The sequence below is a fragment of the Streptomyces sp. NPDC051636 genome (assembly GCF_044453765.1).
Taxonomy (GTDB): domain Bacteria; phylum Actinomycetota; class Actinomycetes; order Streptomycetales; family Streptomycetaceae; genus Streptomyces.
Genome location: NZ_JBITDA010000001.1, coordinates 52,305 through 72,752 on the forward strand (window position 1 = coordinate 52,305; position 20,448 = coordinate 72,752).

Here is a 20,448-nt window from a genome sequence, read left to right on the forward strand (position 1 = left end):
TATCCCTCGATTCAACGGTTCCCCCTCCACTGACTCGCTGAGTAATGTCGGCTGGATGGCACGGGGTGGGCCGAAGGAGCACGCCCTTCGGCCCACCCGGTCACCCCCTGAAGCGGGTCAGGAGGGGTCTCCCACCGACGAGCCGCAGGCGCTGGAACCCGTCGCGCACGTGGTGCCGCAGCCGTCGCCGGTGGAGCACATCAGCTTCCCGCTCGGGTGGGCGGCGACCACGACCTTGACGTCAAGGTCGAACAGGTCGTCCTCCTCGACCAGGGGGCGGTCAGTCAGCAGAGCCGTCATAGCGATCACACTCCTCTTTGATTCTTTGATGGATGGGTGGTGCAGGACGCCTAGCCCTCGGACTTCGTCGGGGGCCAGGAGATCGTGATCCGGCTGTGGCGTTTGGTCACGACCCGCTCGCCGGAAAGCTGGTCGTCGGGGGTGCCCACCGGGTAGGCGGCGAACACCGGGCCGTTGGCGCCGCGCTGCTCGCGGTCCCACGCGCGGATGTGGTCGGCGATGGACTCGGCCAGCTCGGGAGCCTGCGGCCCAAGCGCGTGGACGCCGAACTCCATGCGCTTGCTGCCGTCGCCGGCTTCCAGACGCCGCCAGGTGACGTAGCCGAAGGAGTTGCCCTCCACGGCGGCCATGGAGAACCACTTGTTCGCCGGGGCGACGATGCCGGTGTCCAGGTCGTCGCGGACTGCCATGATGCAGAACCCGTCCAGCCGCGTGGCCAGCCACAGTTGCAAGGAGTCGAACGGCTCCTGCATACCCATCGTCACGCCGGTCCACGTCTCGAACCTCGGCGTCTTGACGGCGTTGTCCAGGTCGGACGGGTTGCCCATGACCTCGTCGTCGAACTTGAGCCCGATCTCCTCGGTGCCGGTCACCAGCAGTACCTGTGTGTCGTGTTCGTCCGCGCCCTGCATCGGCACGAACCCGCACACCCGCACTGACTCACTGACCAGGCGGTCGCCGTGGCGGACGAATGCGATGGATCGCGTCAGCCCCCGCACCCGCAGGGGCACCACGAGCCGGCCGCCCTCGGTGAGCTGGTCGACCCAGGCGGGGGCGATGTCCCAGGCGCCGACCGTCACGAGGATCACATCGAACGGGGCCCGGTCCGGAACACCTGTAGCGGCGTCTCCGGTCACTACGTGAACCTGGTCGTAGCCGTGCTGCTTGAGGAGGCGTTCGGCCCGCTCGGTGACGTCCGGGTCGATGTCCATGGTGGTCACTTGGCCCGTCGGGCCGACCACTTCGGCGATCAGGGCGGCGTTGTAGCCGCCCGAGCCGATCTCCAGCACGTTCATGCCGGTCCCCACACGGCCCTGTTCCAGTTGGAACGTCTGGATCTGCGGCGCGGACACCGAGGACGTCTGCACGCCGTGCTCGTTTAGCTTCGTCGGCACGGCCTCGAACCAGCTGTACGCCTTCTCCAGCGGGATCCCCGGCGTGAACTCGTGCCGGGGGACCTTGCGCAGCGCGGCCTCGACGTCGGGCGACGTGAGGTCACCCGAGCGCTTCAGTTCGCTGATCATCTCCTCCCGCAGAGACTCGGCGGAGGGGGCGGGTGCGTTGTTGTCGGTCGCCTGCGGGCCAGTAGGCATTCGTCGCGTTCTCCTTCAGTGGTGCTGCATGGCACAGCGGTCGCCATGCGAGTCGCTGCGGTGTTTCTAATGTTTTGCGGCTGGTGGCCGACGACGACGCTAGCCAGGACGCCACTCACGTGGGGTGGCTACTCGCCGTAGGGGTGCCGGCCCTCAGAGTTCGGCTGAAATGCGTCCTCCTTCAGTGGAAGCAGCCAGGGGATGGGCCTGGCTTCTGGTACCAGAACACCATTGGCCGGGCCGGAGTTGTGATGGGCTGTCGCAACGTGCAACCGGCGTGCAGGTTCTGCACACGTGGTTGCGTGGTCCGGCCGCAACCTGCCGGGCTGATGGGGCGCTGGCCTGGGGACTGCTCAGCGGGAGCGGCGTATGTGCTTGCATCGAACGCCGCGGTCGACGTCTTGGAGAGACGGCCGGCGCTGGGCTCCACAGTCGGCGCAACGGCTGCGCCAGGGGAGCGACCGTCTCCCCGGGTAGGGCACTTCCGGCACGTAGCCAGCGGCCTTCATGGTCTCTTCCGCCGTGGCGGCCTCATCGGTCTGGACAACTTCGTCAGGCGCCGGTCGCGGAATCGTGTGCTGGGGCGGCAGGACTTCGGCATCCGGGGGGAACGCCTCGTTCACCGAGGTGAATCCTCCGAACAGCGTTCCGAGGCTTCGCCACTGCTTCTGCGGCGGGCTGACCACGGGCGTCTCATCCCATCCGAAGGAGACAGAAGTCGCGGGAGGTCGTGGTGTGGGCAAGGCATCTCCGCTTCGGTAAGTGCTGTGTCCGACGTGTGGTTCACCCGCCCGCCGAGTGACCGTCACACCGACACCGGAGGGTGGTCGAGCGCGGGCCGGCCGCTGGCTGCCAACCGGGTCGCCGGGAGATGTCAGGCAGGGCTCGTCGAGTCGGCTTCGCGGTAGACGAGGAGGTCGACGTCTTCTATGGCGTCAGGGATGGGGCACTCCTGCAACCGGGTGCAGTAGCCGGCGTCCCTCGCGGCGGAGGTGAACTCGCGGAGCCCTTCGTGAATCGCACGGCTTGGGGCGCCTGGGGTTGGCCACCATCGCACGAGCGTGCAGGAGGAGGCGCGCGGTGGCCAGAGGGCGCTCTCGATGTCCCAGACCACCAGCCGTGAGCCGTTCCGTGCAGCCTTGGTGTCCCGCAGTACCTTGCTGACCTGGTCCTGAGGCGAGGTCTCGTGCCAGGAGTACGGCGCCGTCCGTCGGGGTGGAACGTGCGTCCACGCGTCCTGCGGGCGTTGGGGTGGCGCCTTGCCCGGCTCCATCCGGTAGACCAACAAGTTGGCCCGCAAGTCCAGCGTCGGGTCAACCGGGCGGCCGGCGTGCTCGACGACGTAGTCCAGCGAGCGCAGTGCGGTCGTCACGGCCTCCAGGCGCACGGCCCAGTTCGATCCGGCCTTGAGGCACGGATGCCACTCGACCAGTACGCAAAGGTCGGCTCCCCGTGGCCAGGCGCACTCCGGCGCGTACATCGCCCTGCACCAGCCGTCGCCCGGCGCGATGTTCCGACCGTGGATGTCGTAACCGTCCTTGCGGCCGACTACGACCCAGTTCTCGCCCACCTTGAGCTGGTCCAAGTCGAAGTTGACCACCAGGGGTGCGGTACGACTCGGTCTGTCCCGGTCATAGACCGGCTGCTTCGTCCAGGAGCTTCGCACGCTGTCCTCTCAAGTCCAAGGGTTCGAGTACCGTCTCGTTGTGATTGCTGCCGCCCGCGTCGGCGGCTGTCATCTGACGACCGGTTCAGCGGCCGCTCGGCTCCACAGAGCGTCCCGGGCGCGTGTGATGCGGTCGTGGCTGTCGCTGGCCGCGCATGCTCGCTCGACCTCGTTCAGCCAGTCGCGCAGAATCTGCGGGTAGCCGTCGCCAGACCGGTACTCGATTCCGACGGGCTGGTCAGCCACGTAGAGACGGTGGCCGTGAACGGCCACTTCGGTGATCGAGGGTTCGAGCGGTGGGATCTCGTTGGTTGGCGGCACGACGAGGATGCGGGCCCGCTCGGCCTCCATCAGCTCAAGCAGGTATTCCAGCTGGCAGGCCATCACTCGGTGCCCGCCGATGGGGCGGCGTAGCACCGCCTCGTCGAGGAGGAGGGTGAAGTGTGCACCGTCGCCAGGTCGAGGGGGGACGTGTCCTAGTGGAGCGCGCCGGGCGCCCACGTCCCTCGGGGCCCCCGACTGCCTGAGTGCCTGGTCGTATCCGGGCGTCCGATACGGCCGTGGAAGAAGGTACGAGGTATACGAGCGAAGCGTGGTCGCGCTGCGCTGGATCGCCGCCAGGCGGTCGTACGCACCACGGGCGTTGTCGAACATCCGGAAGCGCTGAGGATCGCGGGGGTCCGCCAGCAGCCGCTGGATGACCGTGATCTCCCCTTCGTCGCGCAGCCCATACAGTCGAAGCATGGCGCGCACACGGCTGGGCGCGAGCGGGCTGGCCGCCCGTTCCATCTGGCTGACAGCGGACAGGCTGAGGTGCAGGACCTTCGCGATGTCCACGGCCGTCCTGTTCGAGTCCCTGCGCAGTGTGCGCAAGTAGGCTCCGACGACGATGTCTCCCGGTGGCGGCGACGGCAGCGCGGCCGGGACGGTGGGAAGTGAAAGCACGCGTGCGCCTTCTATGGTCTCGTGACTGGTGATCGGGCTGGAGGGGGATGAGGTGCCTGGAACGCCCGGCTGCCGGCGAGCACGGGCACCCGGCAGCCGGACGGGTATGAGCCGCGCCCCCGGCCTTTCCCCGTGGGGGATGTAGGAGGAAACACCGAAGGCGCGGAGTTCAGGGCGTGGAGCGTAGGTGAGCATCGAGCGCGGCGTGGGGGGCGGGCTCGGGGCGGAGCTGGGCCACGGCTTCGCGCAAGGGCCTGACTGGTACGAGACGATCGCTTGCGGACGGTCGGAACCAGTACGGGCCGGGCGGCGCTTGGTGGTTCATGGCGGGAAGTGTGATGGTGTGGGGGGCTCCGAGGCACACGGCGTGGCGGTGCGGTTCCCACCTGCTGGACGACCCGGGGGGTACGAGCCAGTACATCCAGCCGCTGTCGGGATCTGCGATGACGGGCCCACAGCCGTTCTGGATCTGGTCCATCATGGTGGCCACGACGTGGCCCTGCGATCCGCCACCGGTGATCACGACGTCGAAGAGGCCACCACCGAGCCGAACGCGGGTGTCCCGCCCCCGCGTGACATCGAGCAGGGTACGGATCAGCTCGGCGAGGTCGGCCATATCGTCGGCCGGCTGAGCGGGGTGGGTCGAGTTGATCAAGTCATCCGAGGTCGTGAAGGCGGTGGTCATGGTTCCACCAGTCCCGGGGGCATCGTGGCGCGTACGACCTTGCCGTTGCCGTCAGCGGGGAGGAACCAGGTGACATGCGCGCCGAGCCGCTGCATCTCCCAGAGGCCACGCCCTTGCTCGCCCGCGAGGGCGTGCTCGAAGTCGCGGAAGTGGGGGCTTGGATCGTGCACGTCGATGACCAGCTGGTCATGTTCGTTGATCTTCAGAGCGACGGCCACCTTCTGACCTCGGGGGTCCGTCACTGCGTGCTCGACAGCATTGGCCGCGAGCCGGCCTAGGACTTCGGTGGCAGCGTGGACGGACCCCTGCCAGCCGATTACCGTCAGGGAGGATCGGGCGATCGCACGGGCCCGGCTTACGGCACGACTGTCCCCCGACAGGCTGATGGTGGGGGCCTGCCGTAAAACCGGCATCGGCGGGGCGACTTGTCGCAAGGCGGAAGGTCCTTTGTCGAGGGAGAGGGAGTACCCGGACGCTGTTCCGTCGGTGTTGACGCCCGAGGCATCGGTCGGGGCACGGACGCCTTCATCGCTGGGGCAGGCGTGCCCCGGGGGGCCGTCGCGCACCTCGGTGAAGGTGCAGCTCTCCATGCTGGAGAGGCGGTACCGGACCTCCCCGCAGAGCGCCATTTCTGCGGACTTCGCGTCCAGGAGCTGGGCGAACGCTACGGGGAGGTTCCAACGCGGTTCGGCGGCGTCGGTGTCACCGCGTCTGACGGTGGAGGTCACTGATCCCCTTCCTTCGTTGGGAACAGGCACCACACAGTGGTCGTGGCCCCCTGGTCGTTGACGCCCCAGGCTCCGTCGGACTCCTCGACCATGTGCTTAACGAGTTGGAGTCCGCGCCCGTGTTCGGCGTCGGCGTCGGATGCTTGCACGGTGGGCTTGGTCGACCCCGGCCCGTTGCTGCCCACGGCCACGTACAGCAGGCCGTCCTGAAGCTGCATCCTGAAGGTGACCTCCGTACCGCCGCTGTGCACGACGGCGTTGGTGACCAGCTCCGAGACGATGGTCGTCACCGGCTCGACCATGCTGGTCAGGCCGCAGAGGTTCAGGCGGGCGCGGGCGATGCGCCGCATGTTTGGCACCCGGCGGGCATCTCGCGTCGGCACCGGTTGTCCCGGAGCGCGCTGCATGATGCAGAAGGCCGTGTCCATGGCGTCCTCTTTGAGGATGCGGGGGCTCGGACGAAGCGAGGCTTCTTTCTGGCCGGCTAAGACGCTCCCGGCCGGAAGGGTCGTGCTCGGCGCCGTAGCCGTTCCCATTGACTCCTCCTCGTCGCGATCCGGGCACTTAGCGTTGTGCGACGAGCGGGGTTGTGACTATGTCGCGGGTATGACTTCTGGCTGTCCTTTCGAGTGACACGATGACTTCGCTATGACTTCTTGCCGCCTTCTGACAGGGGGCAGTTCCAATGCGGGACCGACGCGGTATCCCATGGGAGGGATCCGATTCCGGAGGGGACATGGACGAGGAGCGGCCGCGCACGGTGCTGTTCATGCTGGCGACCAGACGGGGCATCCGCCCTCACACGGCCTTCAGCGAGGAGTACGCGCGCGTCGCACAGGCGTTACGGAGTGAGGGATACAAGGTGGCCCCGCCACCTGGGTCGCGACACTACGAGCGCTTGCTGACGGTCGGTGGCGTCAAGACGGCACCCCACGCTCCAACGACCCGTGTTCTGGAGCGGATGTTCCAGCGGCCTATCGGGGACCTGCTGCGCTCCGCTGCCGATGAGCCTTCGGACGAGCGTCAGGGTTCAACGTGGGCTCCCTCTCCGTCTGTGCTTAGCGAAAGTGAAATGCTGATGACCGCTCGGGACGCCGCCTCTCACGCCGGTGAAGCCGCTGCGTTGCGCCTTGATGACCTGACCCTTGACCAACTCGACGACGAACTGTTGGCGCTGGCCCGCGGATACGGCAGCAAGGCCCCGGCCGAAGTCTTCGGGGAAGCGCATGGCCTGCTCCAGCGTGCGCAGGTGGACCTCGAACGCACCCGGGCCCCCGAGCAGCACACCCGGCTCTACTACGCCGCCGCGCGGGCCAGTGCGCTGCTCGCCGCCGTCTCCTTCGATTTGGGAGCGCTGGCGCCGGCCGTGTCCTTCGCACGTACGGCCGCGCAGTACGGCAAGACGATCGACCACGGCCCGGCGCAGGCGTACGCCTACGGCATGCTGGCGTTCATGGCGTTCTGGGACGGGCGCCCCAGCGAATCCGTTCGCCTGGCGAAGACCGCTCAGCAGTTCGGCGGGCTGGGGGATACCGCCCGCCGTCGCCTGTTCGCCATCGAAGCCCGCGCGCACGGACACCTGCGCGCCGATGACCAGGCGCAGCGCGCCATCCGGGCTGCTCTGGAGCAGACGAGCGGACACCGTGACGAGCTGCACGACGACATCGGCGGGGAGTTCGGGTTCGACGCTGCTCGCACCGCCATGAGCCACGCTACGACGTGCCTGCTCCTACGCGACCCCGCACACGCAGAGGAGTTCGCCACCAAGGCCCTCACCCTGCTCGGCAACCGTCCGCAGGACGAAGTGCCGATCGTGGTTTCGGGCCCGGCCGCCATCGACCTGGCCCGTGCCCGGCTGATGCGCGGTGAGGTAGAGGGGGCCCAGGAGGCCCTGAACCCGGTCTTCGAGGTGGCGCCCGGCTGGCGCGGCTCGGGCATGATGGAGCGGTTGATCGCCGCCCGCATCGAGCTGACGCGCCCCGAGTTCCGAGGCGCGCCAGCGGCCCTTGCTCTCGCCGAGCAGATCGAGGAGTTCAGCGCCCTGTCCCCGGCGCGAAGGCTTGGGGCGCAGAGCCCGTTGGCACTCGAAGCCTGAGCACTACCGGCCGAGCGCGGCCAGGATCACGGCCTCCTTCTCGGGCGTGATCCCGTGCTCGGCCCAACGGGGATGCTCCACCGGCGTTCCGCCGTCGCGGAGCCACGCCCAGGTATCCGTCACGGTCTCCGACAGTGGGCGGCACACCAGCCCGGCCGCCTGTGCCCGTGTCGACTCGATCTTCCAGACGCCGGCGTGTGTCCGCCACAACGGAAGCTCTGTCCACTGCTGCACACCGTGGTCCAGCAGCAACTTGTCGGGTGCCCAGACCAGTTGAGCGTCACCGCCCGTGGCCAGCACACAGGCCGTGAGGAAGTCGCCCATCGTCGCCCGGCCGATCGGCGCGACGCAGTTGTATGCGCCGCCGTGATCGGCCGCCGCCTGGTCGAGCGCGAAAGCTGCAACATCGCGGACGTCGATCGGCTGGATGGGCTTGTCCGGGGCGCCCGGGGCGAGCATTCGCCCCCCGCGGGCGGCACGGCTGAGCCACCAGGGCAGTCGGCCGACGTACTCGCCTGGCCCGAGGATGACTCCCGGCCGCAGGATGACCGCGCGTTCCTCGCCGAACGCCGCGGTGGTGGCCCGCTCCGCGCCCGCCTTCTGCCTGCCGTAGTACCAGTCCGGACCGTCCCAGTCGTCCGGTAGGCGCCCGTAATCGGCGTCGGCATCCGGCGGGCCGTCCAGGACTTCGGAGTCCTCCGTCAGGCGCTCACTCGGCCATCCGCGGTACGCGTTCACGGTGGAGACGTATACGTACCGGCCAGCAACCGGTTCCAGAGCGCTGGCGCCGGCGAGAACGTCACGCGGTGCCATCTCGGACGCGGACGTGTCCACCACCGCGTCCCACGGGCCTGCGCCGGCCAGCCGGGCCAGGTCTTCGGCGACGGTTCGGTCACCTCGAACCGTTTGGCCGCCCTCCGGCGGGGTTCCGGAGATGCCGCGGTTGAAGACCGTCACGTCCCACCCACGGTCCAAGGCGTCCTGAGCAACTGCGCGGCCCAGGAACCAGCTTCCGCCAAGCACGAGGATTCTCATGGTCGCGATCCTGCCGTGTCGCGCGGGAGTATGGAAAGGACGGCTTGGCGCTCCTCGCAGCGCTCGGTACCTCCGTGGGCCTCCACGTCCTCCAGCGCCTGTCGTCTCGTTTGCAGATTCTGCACACGCTCTCGACGGCGGCAGCCTGTCTCCGTACGGTTGAGCCCCAAACCGTGGCCGTGTGGGAGGGCTGATGCTCGCCTCCGCCGAGTTAGGTATCTGGACCTCCCAGGAAGCCCAGGACTTGGTCAAGGATCAAGATCCCGGCGGCCTCATTCGTCTGGGGCGTCGGCACCGGCGGTGGCGGCAGGCGGACCTCGGCGACCGTATCGGCTGCTCGGCATCGACCGTGTCGCGACTGGAGGCCAGCCGGCGAGTCACGGACATGGAGCTGTTGCGGGCGGCCGCGATGATTACCTAGGGTTGTCAAGCGAATCCCCTGGTAGTCGGTGCGTATCCTGTGAGGCACATAAGGCATGTGCAAGGGCGAGGCCACCTGGCTACCTTGGCTGCACATGCGACCCAACGCTTTCGATCTGTCTGATCCTGCTGTCCGCCGGATGCTGTCCGAAGGCCCGAGTGATCCGTTGCGGTGCACCGGGGAGTGCGAGCCGACGGAATGGGTGCAGGCGGGGGAATCCCGGAAGCCCGCGAATCCCAAGTGCCTGAACTGCGCCGGGAATGTGTGTGCGGACTGTGGTCACCTACCGGCGGAAGACGGGATTGGGGAGGCGTTCTGCCATCCGTGCGTGCAGCGGGTGCCGAGCCGTGCTGTGCCGTACGAGCCGCCCGAGGGTACCGAGGAGTACTCGGCGTTGACCGATCTGACGGGGCAGTTGGTCGCAGCCACGGGGCTGTCGCGACGGGACGTCCGTGGAGCGATCCGCCAGGAGATCGGGGTGGAGAGGCTGATGAAGGCCGATGCAGAGCAGTTGCAGCAAGCTCTGCGGTTCACCCGGGGCTGGTTGCAGCAGGTGACGCAGGGACAGTCGAAAGCCTGATCCGTACCCTGACGGCTGGCGCTCGGTCGGATACGGGTCTGGGATGGTCAGGCGCTGTCGTATGCCCACGCCCGGCCGGTCTGCCGGTACTCCTCCACGGGAATGGGATCGACGCCGGTCCCCATGCGAGCGGTGTATAGCAGGCCGTCGAGGTGGTCGATCTCGTGGTGGACGAGCCGGGCGAGGCCGCGTTCGTACACGGTGGTGACGGTTTCGCCGGTCACGGTGGTGGTCTCGACGGTGATCTTCAGGGGGCGGGGGACGAGGCCGCGGACGTCGAAGAAGCTCAGGCAGCCCTCGTACTGTTCGTCCATGGCGTCGGAGCGGTCGGTGATGCGCGGGTTGAGCAGGATGATCGCGGGTGCGTCGCCGGGCGGCTGGACGACGGCCGCCGCGCGGCCGATGCCGATCTGCGGGGCGGCGATGCCCATGCCCTTGGCGAAGGGGTGGACCTGGCCGATCCGTTCCATGGCGGCGAACAGCTCGTCGGTGATGCGCTCGGCCTCCTCGCGTTCGGCGGGCAGGTCGAAGGCGCGGGCCGGTTCGGCGAGGATGCCGGCGCCGTGCTGGACGACTCCAAGGTCTCGCATTCGCTGGCTGGGCCGCACGTCAATCACCTGAACTCCCCTTGGTCGGTCTCGCGTTCGGGTCGTGCCCGAAACCGCCACTCAAGACGGTACCGAGCATGCAGCGCGGGTGTGGTCGTGATCCATGTGAATTGTCGTAGTTCACCGTCGTCGCTGCGGACGGGTGGGGTCCGCAGCGGGGAGGCTTCGGCAGTCATGGAGGTCTCGGTGCCCCAGACGACAGGGTCGAGGGCGGCGGGGAAGACGAGCTGGACTTCCAGTTGCTCGGTGGGCAGACGTACGGCTCGCTGGAACCAGTTGCCCCACTTCTCGTCGCCGACGGTATAGGCGTACTCGATCCACACGGACTCGCCGGGATAGAGCGGGAAGCGGCCATGTTCGTTGTCGAACAGCAGCCACACTTCCTTGAAGGCGTCGCGGTCGTGCTTGGCCTGCCAGCGCATCGCCTCGCCCCGGCAGGTGGCGGTGAGGTCGAGTTCATCCCAGGTCAGCGGGTGGGCCCGGTAGTGGGCGTTGGACCGCTCGGGATCGCCGGGGTAGCGGTCGACGCTGATGCGGATCAGGTAGCGGGTCACCGGCTCGGTGCCGGTGTTCCGAAGCAGTCTGCGCATGGTGAGCCGGTAGGAGCGGCCGTCGTACTTCAGGCAGGCAGCGTCGTGTTCAACGATGAGGGCGGATCCTGTGGCATACGGCTGTTCGGCCGCGCGCGGGGCCGGCGGTGCCGCGGCCGGGCGCTTGGCCCGCGTTTCGCGGGCCTTGGCCTGTTCGTAGTCGCACCAGCGCCGCCAGATCGCCTTGCCTGCGTTCAGGGCCTCGTCGGCGAGGCGGGCGAACTCCTCGCTGGGCTTGTGGCGGCCGGATTCCATGTGGCTGATGTAGGACGGGTCGAAGCCCATGGCCTGCGCGAGTGCACGCTTGGACATGCCGCGTACTTCCCGCCAGTGAGCAAGTTCGGCCGCGAAGTCCTGGGCCGCCTGCTCGACGGTGATCTCCTTGCCCTGCGCGTCCATCGAAGCCCCGCCCCGCGTCATCGTCAGTGAGCATGAATGAACCGTGAGTGATCCCAGTTCATCATCCCGTCACGCCTCACGTCGCCGGTTTCCTTCCCTCACCGACCCGGATTGATCCGTCCGGGCTGACGAGGGAGGGCGACACCGACATGCATGTGCTGTACCTGCTGAACATCTCCAACCCCGACCGGCTGTCGGCGGATTCGGGGTGGATCTTCGCGGATCTGCTCGCCCCGGCGATGGCGGACGCGGGCGCCGAGGTGACCGTCGCCGCCCCGGCCCCGGCCGGGGACGACCGCTGCGGCTTCCACCAGACCAGGGTGCCCGGGACGAAGTACCGTGCCCGCTTCTCGGCGGACATCGACGAGCTGGTGGCGCTGATCCGTCAGACGCGGCCGGATGTGGTGGTGGCCAACCAGATCGAGGAGGCGCCGGCCGTCCGCACCGCCCTGCTGGAGGCCCGGTCCGATGCTCTGCTGGCCGGGTACTGCCACTACCTGCCGTTCTCCTTCAACGGCGGCGGCCAGCTCTTGCTGGATCCGTCCCTGAACGACGCGGGGTTGGGCAGGCCGGTGCTGCTGGCGTTCGCCGCCGGCCTGGCCGCCTGTGACCGGGTGCTGGTCCACTCCTCCACGGCCGCCTCCTGGGTGTCGGCCGCTGCCGCCCGGATGACCGTGGACCTGGGTGAGAAGCTGCGGGTGGTGCCCGCGCCGAGGGACGAGCGCCTGGTCCGCGACCCGGCCACCGCCCCGGCCGCCTACGGAACCGGAGGGGCGATCGGCATCTACAACCACCGCCTGTACGCGCACTACGGCACCGAGCAGTTCGTCGCCCTGGCCCGCGAGCTGGCCGCCACGGGCACTATCCGGCTGCGGGTGATGGACCTGTTCGGCCGGCGCCGCACCGAACGCACCGGCCTGGACGACAGCCCCGAGAAGATGCGCGAGAAGCTCGCCGCGCTGCCGCACGTCCAGGTCGTCTCCGACCGCGGCGACCGCGTCCGCTACAAGACCCTGCTGGCCGGCGCCCGCTTCGGCATCGCCCCGTTCAGGCCCGGATGCCCGTGGTCGATGAGCGTGATCGACTGCCAGGGCATGGGCCTGCCCGTGATCTCGCCCCGTCTGGGCTGGCTCGCCGAGCACATCGACCCCGAGCTGTGCTTCACCACCGCCGAGGAGGCCGTGGCCCTGGCCGAACGCCTGGCCACGGACGACGAGTTCCACGCCGTGCACGCCAAGCGCGCGCACGCCTCTACCGCAGACTTCACCCCCGCCCTGGTCGCGGCCCGCTACCTGGAGGCCGTCGCGTGACCCTGTTCGACGCGGTCTTCCTGTCGTACGACGAGCCGATGGCCAACTCCCTGCACTCCCGGCTCCAGCGGACGCTGGGCGGCACGGTCAAGCGCCTGCACGGCGTGCACGGGATGCGCCGGGCCTACCGGCTGTGCGCCGAGGTCGTCGACCGTGAGCAGTTCTTCCTCGCCGACGGTGACTTCGCCATCGACAACGGGTTCGACGCCTCCGGCGTCGAGCCGCTGGCCGAGGGGGTGTCCATGCGGGTGTGGCAGGCGGTCAACCCGGTCAACGGCCTGTCCTACGGTTACGGCGGGCTGAAGCTGATCCGCCGCAGTGCCCTGCGCGAGATGGGCGAGGCCGTGGACGTGCTGGCCGCGCTGCCCGGCCGGATCGAGTTCGCTCCCCAGAGGGCGGGGATCACCCGGTTCAACCAAAGCCCGTTCCACGCCTGGAAAGCGGGCTTCCGCGAGTGCGCGATGCTCGCCCGCGGCAGCGAGTACGGCATGGCCGATGACGATGCCCGTCAGCGCCTTCAGGCCTGGACGGCCAGCCGGGAGGGCGAGTTCGCCGCCTACGCCGCCGCCGGGGCCCGGGAAGGTGTCGCCTTCACCCGCGAGGCCGTGCGGGACGTGAAGCAGTTCGACCAGCTCAATGACCCTGTGTGGCTGCGGGAGCGCTTCACCGCCGCTCACGGCGACCAGGCGGTTTCCGGGTGACCGGCCCGCTGGTCCTCATCGAGCCCCATGCTCACCGCCTGGGCGGGCACCCGCAGCGCACGCTGTCGGCCCTGGCTTGGGCCAGGCCCGGCAGTGTGGTCATCGCCCCGTACGGAGTCGCGGCCGAGGCGGTGGGAGCCTTGCGCGAGGCCGGTGCCCGGCTGGTGACCGCACCGGCCGGCTGGGGTGCTGCCGTGCTGCTGGCCGCCGCCCGCGCGGCGGCCGGGTTCTCTGCGGCCGGACAGCGGGTCTTCCGCTCGCGCCGCTGGCCCCGCCGGGTGCGACGGTGGCCGCACCAGCTCACGCTGATCGCCCGCTGCCTGACCGAAGCGTCCGCCCTGCGCAGTGCCCGCCGCCTTGAGCCCTGTGCGGACGCGGTGGTGATCCTGACCGCGAGCGAGGCCCTGCACGGTGCCGCCGCCTTGCTCGGCGGCCAGCCGCATCTGCGGTTCGTCCACGAGCAGGCCACCACTGAGGACACCATCGTGCGGTGGCTGGGCCGGCTCGCCCGCCGCGGCGAGCAACAGGTGATCGCCCTGGCCCCCACCCGTGCGGTCGGCGACCAGCTCACCGCGTCCTTCCCCGACTTGCCCGCGGTGGTGGCCGCCTACGCGGTCGATGACGGCCGCCGCCTGAGTGACGCCGAGCGCGACGGCGGACGGGCCGCGTTCGACATCCCCGCCACCGACGCCGTGGTCTGCCTGGTCGGCGGCTGGTGGCCCTACAAGGACATCGAGACCATCGATGCCGCCCTGGCCCGGCTGAAGGAACCGCTGCACCTGGTGGTCACCGGCCGCCCCCTTGATGAGCAGGTCCTCCAGCGATGGCGGGCCCTGCCCGGCCTGCGGCTGCACACGGTGCCCGGCCCGGTCACGGACAGCGTGCTGCGGCTCGTCTACGCCGCCGCCGACGCCGCTCTGGTCGCCCGGCGTCCCGGTGTCGGCAAGGAATCCGGGCTGGTGATGGACGCCGCCCGCCTCGGCGTCCCGCTGATCGTCTCCGACAACGATGCGGCCCTGGCCGCCCGCCTGCACGGCCAGCCCTGGGTCCTGACCTTCCCCGCCGGCGACCCGGACGCCCTCGCCGATGCCCTGCACACCGTCATCCGTCAGCCGCCCGAACTGCCCGGCCCCGACGCCCCGGCACGGCTGGGCATGCGCACAGCCGCCGAACAGGCCGACCTCCTCACCCGCACCTTCGCCTCCCTCACCACGAAGGAGTCCCGATGCTGAGCACACCGCCTGCCCTGATCGCCGTGATCGGACCCGTCGAGCCGCCGTTGCTGACCGCCTGGGTCCGCCACTACCGCCAGCTGGGCATCGAGCGGTTCCTGATCGCCTTCCACTTCCCCGATCACGTCTCGGAGATCCGCCGGCACGAACTCCAGGCCGCCGCCCATGAGGTGGGCGTCACCCCCGCCCACATCAGCACCGGCCCCTGGCACGAGCACACCAACGTCGAACTGCGGGACGCCCTGCGGCACCGGGCCGGACCGGGCTGGCACCTGCTCGCCGACGCCGACGAGTTCCACCAGTACCCCGGCCCACTGCACCAGGTGATCACCCACGCGCACAAGACCGGCCACCGCGTGGTCGGCGGACTGATGCTCGACCGGGTCACCGCCAGCGGACGCCTGACCGGCTGGCGCCCCGAAGGCGGACTCGACCTCGCCTACCCGCTCGGCGGCCACCTCACCCACCGGCTCCTGCAGGCCGACCCGCGCAAGATCGTCCTGGCCCGGCACGACGTCGCCGTGGCCTCCGGCAACCACCGCTCTCCCGGCCACCGCCCCGATCCGGACCGCATCTGCGCGGTGCACCACTTCAAGTGGCGCGACGGCGTCCGGCAGGACATCGAACGCAGGGCCGCCCGCTCCGCGGACGGCACCTGGCAGACCGCCTCCCCGGCCCGGCTCGCCGAGGCCCGCCGCCTGCTGGCCCACCTCGGCGAGCACGGCGGCGGCATCAACACCAGCGACCCCCGGTTCGCCTTCCGCCGCGTGAGCCTGGCCCGGCTGGCGGCGAACTGGCTGGCCGAGGCCCGCGGCATCGTCACCGCTTGGCGGCCGTACGCCTACAGCGGCCAGGATTGACCGACAATGGCCATGCTCGCAGGCAGCTCCGCGCGGAAAGGGATGAGCACGTGCCCCTCGCCGTTCTCCTGGCCGGCCTGACCGGCTCCGGGAAGACCACCGTCGCCCAGGCCCTGGCCGCCCGCGGCTTCACCCGGCTGTCCGTGGACGAGGAGGTACACCGCCTCCACGGCCGCTACGGCGTGGACTACCCCGAGCACACCTACTTCGAGCGGGAACGGCCCGTGGTCGAGGCGATCCGCCAGCGGTTCGTCAAGGAACTGGCTGCCGGCAAGGACGTCGTCCTGGACCACGGGCTGTGGCGCCGCAGCGAGCGCGACGCCTGGCGGCAGGCCGCCCACGAAGCGGGCGGCCATCCCCTGGTTGTGCACCTCCCCGCCGACCGCGACGAGCTGTTGCGGCGCCTGGCCGAACGCAACCAGCGCCAGGACGCCAACGCCCTCACCGTCACTCCCGAAGCCCTCGACGACTTCTTCGCCCGCTTCGATCCCCCGGACGACGACGAGGACGTGATCGTCTACAGCGGGGATCCGGAACTGCTGGTGGCGACGCTCCGCGACGCCCGCCAGGGCTGACGCACTGCTGCCACTCACAAGGGTGCAGCCTGTCTGCGACTTGACCCGGAAACCACGCTGTTCACCCCAGCACGGCGTCGACTCCGCGTGTTCTTCCGCACCTTGGAGATCAAACGGAGTGCATTCGTCTGATTACCCTGTGCGCTCATCCTATCGGCTCAATGAGGAATCCGTATGAGCTACACAGAGCAGGACGTGCGGGCCGCGGAAGAGGTTGACGAACACCATGTCGCAGTCTGCGCCTCCGGTATCTCGTCGCGCTCGTAGCGGTACTCGGCGTACAGGGTGATGGTGCCGACCTCGACCGGAATCCAGCGCGACTGTCGCGACTTGGCGTAGGCGTGGTTGCTGTTCAACCGGCGCCGCACGTGCACGTGCGGGCCCTCGATCCGGCAGCCCAGCGGGGCGGAGTCGGGCAGGAAGTGCATGTCCTCCCGCCGCAGCCCAGGGCCTCGCCGATGCGTATCCCGGTGACCGCCAGCAGCGAGACGAGGAACCGGTCACGGGCGTGCGTAGCGCAACCGACGAGGCTTGGTCGACATACGCGTCTACCGGCGCGCGCGAACACATGCCCACAGCGCCCCCACGGCGGCGACGGCGAGGGCCTGAAGCGCTCCGGTGCCACCTCCGGGCGTGCTCACCTTCGCACCGGCTACGAGTATGCCGGTGGTGATCAGGAAGTATGGAAGGGTAAAGAGGATGGTGCGACCGGTGCGGATCGGGTTCACTGCTTCCTCTCCTTCATCGAGAAGCGGCAAGGCGCCGAAGCTGTTGACGGATGGCGTTGAGGTTGGATTCGGCCTGGGGGATGGGAATCTCTTGTAGTAGAGAGGTGATCTCCTCCGCCTCAGTCAGGGAGTGGGATCGGGGGAGGCGTCGCCAGCAGCCAACTGCGTTGCCGACGGCGCGGATGGTCGTCTTGTGCGTCGGTCCGAGGAGACTGTGCCACGCCCTGGCGATGAAGATCCAAATCTGTAGAGCGTAACGGTCGTCGCGCATGAGCCATGCCAAGTCGCCGCGAACGCTTCCGGCAGCCAGCGTGTACAGGTGAGTTGGGCCGAATTGCGCGGTCAGTTCGCTTATGAGTTCATCTGCGCTTGTGGCGGCCTCTGGGAAGCGCCCCACTCTGGCGGTGGCGCAGATCCCTTCAAGCCGTGACCGGTACGGCTCGGGTAGCGGCTCGAACGGACGGTCCGGAGCGAGAGGTTCGTCCCACGGCAATGCGACGGGGGGTTGGGTGCTGGACGGGCCTGGTGGTGCGGCCACCTGGGTGCCCACCTGCGCAGCCCCCTGTGCCTTGGCCGAGTCGTCCGAGAGCGGCTCGCTGGTGCCGTCCCTGTTGACCTGGATGGCCAGGGTGTAGTGAGCCTGCTCGTCATGGATGACGGCGCGGACAGGGGCTTCGAGAGCTGCGGCCTCCAGCTGAAGATGGGAGAGGACGGCTTCGTTGAGCGAGGCGCCCGGCGGTGGGGCGAAGAACTCGTCATCGATGAAGCACGTGCCGTCGGTGGTGATGCGAACCTGGACCATCGCGTCGGTGGCGTTCATGGCGTCTACTCCATCCTGTTCGAGAGAGGGGTCAGATCGTGCTGGTGCCGCCGGCGTCGGGGAAGGCGGGTTCGGCCCAGCCCCGATAGCGCAGGCGCCAGGTGCCGTCGGTGATGTCCTTGCGGTGAACGATGCCGATGGTCCCGGCGCTCAAGACGTCGTTGCTGGCGACCATGTCGTCGCCCAGGTACAGCGCGACGTGGCCAGCGGACTCGCCGGTGTCGTAGAACAGCAACGCGCCGGCCGGCGGGTTGTTGTCGCCGGGGTGGGCGAGACCCATGTCGACCAAGCGGGCCCAATGCGCGTTGGCGGTCACTGATCCGCTGTTTCGCCAACCGTAGGCCTGGGCAACGAAGTTGTCGCATCGCCGATACCAGCCGGTGCTTCCGGCGGCCCGGCGAGCCGCGCTGATCGCCTGGGCTGGGGTGCGGGGGTTCTTCGCCGTGAAGTGGGCGGCCGGGTCATCGCTGCCGTCGCTGTCGCATCCGGTGGACACCGAGGTCACAGCATGGGTGCCCCACGTTTTGGCGACGAGAGCGCCAGCGTCCTGCTCCCACTTGGCGTATGCGTCAGGGGTTCCGCTTCTCTGGACGGACTGGGCGACTTTGGTCAGGGGCTTGGTCTGCCAGTCAGTGACTTTGAGCAAAGCGTCGTAGAACTTGCCGGATGCGTAGACTGGGTCAGTCAGCTGGGCGACCGTTCCCCATCCCTGACTCGGGCGTTGCTGGAAAAGGCCGACGCTGTCCCGGTCGCCATGGTCGAGGTTGTCGAGACTTGATTCCTGCATTGCCGTGGCCACCGCTATGACCGCGGCGCGCGGGGCGAGACGCCGGGTTCGAGCGACGTTGGTGATCGTGGCCGCGTTGCGTACCCGGGCAGCGCTCCACGTCGCATGGGTCTGCGGGCCCTGTGGGTCGAGCGGGACGATGACCTGGGAATCGGTGGGCTGGGTCGATCCGTCGAATTTCACCGGGTCGCCGGCCGAACCAGGGCCGCTCTGTCCGTTGCCGACGGGCTGCAGACCGCCGTTGCAGGTCTGGGCGTTGGCCTCGCCGGTCGCCCCGGCCACGACCAACGTGCTCAGCGCCATCACCGACATGAACGCCGCGAATACCGCGATGGCGACGTTGCGAACGGCCTTCACCCGACCTCCCGTCATAAACAGATGTGAATGACAGGGTCAAGTAGAGCATTACCTACCTCCCGTCGGCTATCAAGATGTGCCGACCTCCGGCACCGCCCCGCCAAAGAGGGCGAGGACGGCGGCTGTGCTGATGCGCCACTCACCGCCGACCTTGCGGCCGGGGATCTCGCCGCGTTGGAGGCCGGCCATCACTGCACCCTTCGTTGTCCGCAGCCAGTCAGCAGCTTCCTCGGCGGTCAGAAAGTCGGGCATTAGGCATGCTCTGACCTGCGTATTTGGCGCCACGTCAAGTCTTACTCGTGGGTCTTCGGCGGTGGGCCTCTCTGGCATGCACCTACCTCGCGCAGAACTCGGCCGAGGCGCCACCGGTGGGCCTCGGCTACCGAACGGGTGATCGTAGGCGTACCCTAGCCCGTCGTCAGGTCTATAAACAGTTGTTGTCAAGCCTGGGTGTCTGTACGTTGAGGCCGATTCGGTCCGTACTGGCCCAGTTCCGCGACGCGAGGACGTGGAAGGAGTGACGATGTCTGTCGCGCACCATGTGGTGACGCTGGCCGCCAACGGCAGCATCGGGAATCTGGTCAATGGGATAGCCCCGGACTGGGGGCCGTTTGCCGCACTGGGCAATACGGCGCGCACTGTGATTCAGGCGATCATGGCTGGGGTGGTACTCGCGCTGCTGGGCCGGGCGGCTCTCGGCGCTTTCCACATCAAGGTGGGTGAGGGCCAGCACGATGTGGCGCAGGTCTCCAAGGGCAAGAAGGAGGTCGGCGGTTCCCTGATCGGCGCGTTCGTCGTCGGGTCGCTCGGCACGATCTTCACGATCGTCTACGGCATGGGGATCTGAGATGACACGCAACTCCCCACCCCCGCGCCGTGGTACCAAGACGCTGGGCGGAGACAGCAGCGGACCGGCACAGACCAGCAAGCCCTGGTGGCGTGGCGCGGCGGTCGCCGGCGGGCTGTTCTTGGTCCTGCTCGCCCTGGCCGTCGTGGTCAACCTCGATCGGAGCGGTAGTTCTACTGACCCGAGCCGCACTTCCAGCCCCGGCCCGACGCACGGTGCGGCGCCGGGGAAGAACACTGGCGGTGCAGGCGGGAATCCGCAGACCTCCGCCTTGAAGATGGTCGACGGCGTTCCGGTTGGCTATCCCCACTCCCAGGCCGGCGCGGTGGAGGCCGCGGTCAACTATCAGATCGCCCGGTCTTCGGCGAAGTACTTCACCGACACGACTACGCGACACAAGATCATCGCCGCGATGGCGACATCGGAGGCGCGCGACAGGCTGACCGACAACGACGACACCGGCATGAAGCAGGTGCTCTCCTCGCTCGGCATCGGCGACGTCAACGCCGCCGGCCTCGTGGCACGGGCTGCGGCCATGGGCACCAAGACCGTCAGCTACACCGACCAGGTCGCCACTGTCGAGGTCTGGATGGCCGGGCTGATCGGTACGACCAGCGACAAGGCGCCGCTTCCCGTCTCGGCGTCCTGGACCACCTACACACTCACTCTCCAGTGGCAGAAGGAGGATTGGAAGCTTGCGTCAGTCACATCGGTGAACGGTCCGACGCCGGTATCCACCGGCAGCGAACCGAGCTCGGTCAACGACTTCCGCACAGCTGATCAGGAGTTCGATGCGCCTCCATATATCGGCTGAGAGGAGGCAGCGCCTGCGTACGCGAATCCTTGCACTGATTGGGCTAACGACC

General features: G+C 68.7%; 24 protein-coding genes. 10 read left to right on the forward strand and 14 right to left on the reverse strand.

The features are described from left to right. Nucleotides 1–117 precede the first annotated feature (117 nt). The 7 genes from ACIBBH_RS00270 to ACIBBH_RS00300 form a co-directional block, all read right to left on the reverse strand. Nucleotides 118–300 (reverse strand): FxLD family lanthipeptide, encoded by a 183-nt coding sequence (locus ACIBBH_RS00270; RefSeq protein ID WP_399400322.1) that lies wholly within the window; start codon nt 298–300, stop codon nt 118–120. A gap of 50 nt (nt 301–350) precedes the next feature. Beyond that, nucleotides 351–1,613, reverse strand: a complete 1,263-nt coding sequence (gene fxlM / locus ACIBBH_RS00275; protein WP_399400324.1) for a methyltransferase, FxLD system — start codon at nt 1,611–1,613, stop codon at nt 351–353. Nucleotides 1,614–2,487: 874 nt separating this feature from the next. Continuing rightward, nucleotides 2,488–3,213 carry a hypothetical protein gene (locus ACIBBH_RS00280; protein WP_399400326.1) on the reverse strand — a complete coding sequence of 242 codons (726 nt, stop codon included), beginning with the start codon at nt 3,211–3,213 and terminating at the stop codon, nt 2,488–2,490. A gap of 135 nt (nt 3,214–3,348) precedes the next feature. After that, entirely contained in the window at nt 3,349–4,419 is a 1,071-nt protein-coding gene (locus ACIBBH_RS00285) for a Scr1 family TA system antitoxin-like transcriptional regulator (protein ID WP_399400328.1), read from the reverse strand. After that, nucleotides 4,394–4,909, reverse strand: a complete 516-nt coding sequence (locus ACIBBH_RS00290) for a hypothetical protein (protein WP_399400330.1) — start codon at nt 4,907–4,909, stop codon at nt 4,394–4,396. The genes ACIBBH_RS00285 and ACIBBH_RS00290 overlap by 26 nt, the downstream gene beginning before the upstream one ends. Next, nucleotides 4,906–5,637 (reverse strand): ATP-binding protein, encoded by a 732-nt coding sequence (locus ACIBBH_RS00295; protein WP_399400332.1) that lies wholly within the window; start codon nt 5,635–5,637, stop codon nt 4,906–4,908. The genes ACIBBH_RS00290 and ACIBBH_RS00295 overlap by 4 nt, the downstream gene beginning before the upstream one ends. Next, nucleotides 5,634–6,173 (reverse strand): ATP-binding protein, encoded by a 540-nt coding sequence (locus ACIBBH_RS00300; RefSeq protein ID WP_399400334.1) that lies wholly within the window; start codon nt 6,171–6,173, stop codon nt 5,634–5,636. Before ACIBBH_RS00300 ends, ACIBBH_RS00295 begins: the two co-directional genes overlap by 4 nt. 200 nt (nt 6,174–6,373) lie before the next feature. Between ACIBBH_RS00300 and ACIBBH_RS00305 the strand changes: the two genes are divergently transcribed. Beyond that, the gene (locus ACIBBH_RS00305; RefSeq protein WP_399400336.1) at nt 6,374–7,732 is read left to right on the forward strand and encodes a hypothetical protein; all 1,359 of its coding nucleotides are present in this window, start codon (nt 6,374–6,376) and stop codon (nt 7,730–7,732) included. A gap of 3 nt (nt 7,733–7,735) precedes the next feature. Here ACIBBH_RS00305 and ACIBBH_RS00310 read toward each other — a convergent pair whose 3' ends face one another. Next, the gene (locus tag ACIBBH_RS00310) at nt 7,736–8,767 is read right to left on the reverse strand and encodes an NAD-dependent epimerase/dehydratase family protein (RefSeq protein WP_399400338.1); all 1,032 of its coding nucleotides are present in this window, start codon (nt 8,765–8,767) and stop codon (nt 7,736–7,738) included. A 193-nt stretch (nt 8,768–8,960) separates the two neighbouring features. Between ACIBBH_RS00310 and ACIBBH_RS00315 the strand changes: the two genes are divergently transcribed. Together ACIBBH_RS00315 and ACIBBH_RS00320 are read left to right on the forward strand one after the other, a co-directional pair. Continuing rightward, nucleotides 8,961–9,188, forward strand: coding sequence for a helix-turn-helix domain-containing protein (locus ACIBBH_RS00315; RefSeq protein ID WP_399400340.1), 228 nt, complete (start codon nt 8,961–8,963; stop codon nt 9,186–9,188). A gap of 394 nt (nt 9,189–9,582) precedes the next feature. Next, entirely contained in the window at nt 9,583–9,768 is a 186-nt protein-coding gene (locus ACIBBH_RS00320) for a hypothetical protein (RefSeq protein ID WP_399400342.1), read from the forward strand. Nucleotides 9,769–9,815: 47 nt separating this feature from the next. Here the strand turns inward: ACIBBH_RS00320 and ACIBBH_RS00325 are convergent, their stop codons facing one another. Both ACIBBH_RS00325 and ACIBBH_RS00330 read right to left on the reverse strand, forming a co-directional pair. Then, nucleotides 9,816–10,358, reverse strand: coding sequence for a peptide deformylase (locus ACIBBH_RS00325; RefSeq protein ID WP_399400344.1), 543 nt, complete (start codon nt 10,356–10,358; stop codon nt 9,816–9,818). 23 nt (nt 10,359–10,381) lie between these two features. Continuing rightward, the gene (locus ACIBBH_RS00330; protein ID WP_399400346.1) at nt 10,382–11,386 is read right to left on the reverse strand and encodes a helix-turn-helix domain-containing protein; all 1,005 of its coding nucleotides are present in this window, start codon (nt 11,384–11,386) and stop codon (nt 10,382–10,384) included. Between the two features lie 128 nt (nt 11,387–11,514). On the opposite strand from ACIBBH_RS00330, the gene ACIBBH_RS00335 reads away from it, so the two are divergent. The 5 genes from ACIBBH_RS00335 to ACIBBH_RS00355 are packed head-to-tail and all read left to right on the forward strand — an operon-like array spanning nt 11,515 to nt 16,043. Next, the gene (locus ACIBBH_RS00335) at nt 11,515–12,675 is read left to right on the forward strand and encodes a glycosyltransferase (protein ID WP_399400348.1); all 1,161 of its coding nucleotides are present in this window, start codon (nt 11,515–11,517) and stop codon (nt 12,673–12,675) included. Beyond that, nucleotides 12,672–13,376: a hypothetical protein gene (locus ACIBBH_RS00340; RefSeq protein ID WP_399400350.1), complete on the forward strand. Its 705-nt coding sequence runs from the start codon at nt 12,672–12,674 to the stop codon at nt 13,374–13,376. Before ACIBBH_RS00335 ends, ACIBBH_RS00340 begins: the two co-directional genes overlap by 4 nt. Next, the gene (locus tag ACIBBH_RS00345) at nt 13,373–14,608 is read left to right on the forward strand and encodes a glycosyltransferase (protein ID WP_399400352.1); all 1,236 of its coding nucleotides are present in this window, start codon (nt 13,373–13,375) and stop codon (nt 14,606–14,608) included. Before ACIBBH_RS00340 ends, ACIBBH_RS00345 begins: the two co-directional genes overlap by 4 nt. Next, entirely contained in the window at nt 14,602–15,468 is an 867-nt protein-coding gene (locus tag ACIBBH_RS00350; protein WP_399400353.1) for a glycosyltransferase family 2 protein, read from the forward strand. Before ACIBBH_RS00345 ends, ACIBBH_RS00350 begins: the two co-directional genes overlap by 7 nt. 50 nt (nt 15,469–15,518) lie before the next feature. Beyond that, nucleotides 15,519–16,043, forward strand: coding sequence for an AAA family ATPase (locus tag ACIBBH_RS00355; protein WP_399400355.1), 525 nt, complete (start codon nt 15,519–15,521; stop codon nt 16,041–16,043). Nucleotides 16,044–16,222: 179 nt separating this feature from the next. On the opposite strand, the gene ACIBBH_RS00360 is transcribed toward ACIBBH_RS00355, so the two are convergent. The 4 genes from ACIBBH_RS00360 to ACIBBH_RS00375 all read right to left on the reverse strand — a co-directional run bounded on the left by ACIBBH_RS00360 (nt 16,223) and on the right by ACIBBH_RS00375 (nt 18,987). Next, a complete protein-coding gene (locus ACIBBH_RS00360) occupies nt 16,223–16,471 on the reverse strand; it encodes a hypothetical protein (protein ID WP_399400357.1) in 249 nt (82 codons plus the stop codon). A 313-nt stretch (nt 16,472–16,784) separates the two neighbouring features. Continuing rightward, nucleotides 16,785–17,591, reverse strand: coding sequence for a hypothetical protein (locus tag ACIBBH_RS00365; RefSeq protein WP_399400359.1), 807 nt, complete (start codon nt 17,589–17,591; stop codon nt 16,785–16,787). A gap of 31 nt (nt 17,592–17,622) precedes the next feature. Further along, on the reverse strand, nt 17,623–18,735 hold the full coding sequence (locus ACIBBH_RS00370) for a hypothetical protein (protein ID WP_399400361.1): 1,113 nt from the start codon (nt 18,733–18,735) through the stop codon (nt 17,623–17,625). Between the two features lie 69 nt (nt 18,736–18,804). Beyond that, a complete protein-coding gene (locus ACIBBH_RS00375; RefSeq protein ID WP_399400363.1) occupies nt 18,805–18,987 on the reverse strand; it encodes a helix-turn-helix domain-containing protein in 183 nt (60 codons plus the stop codon). Between the two features lie 271 nt (nt 18,988–19,258). Between ACIBBH_RS00375 and ACIBBH_RS00380 the strand changes: the two genes are divergently transcribed. Next, complete coding sequence (locus ACIBBH_RS00380) at nt 19,259–19,582, forward strand: hypothetical protein (protein WP_366837082.1); 324 nt, start codon at nt 19,259–19,261, stop codon at nt 19,580–19,582. A gap of 1 nt (nt 19,583) precedes the next feature. Beyond that, nucleotides 19,584–20,396, forward strand: a complete 813-nt coding sequence (locus ACIBBH_RS00385) for a hypothetical protein (protein ID WP_399400365.1) — start codon at nt 19,584–19,586, stop codon at nt 20,394–20,396. The last annotated feature ends 52 nt before the right edge of the window (nt 20,397–20,448 follow it).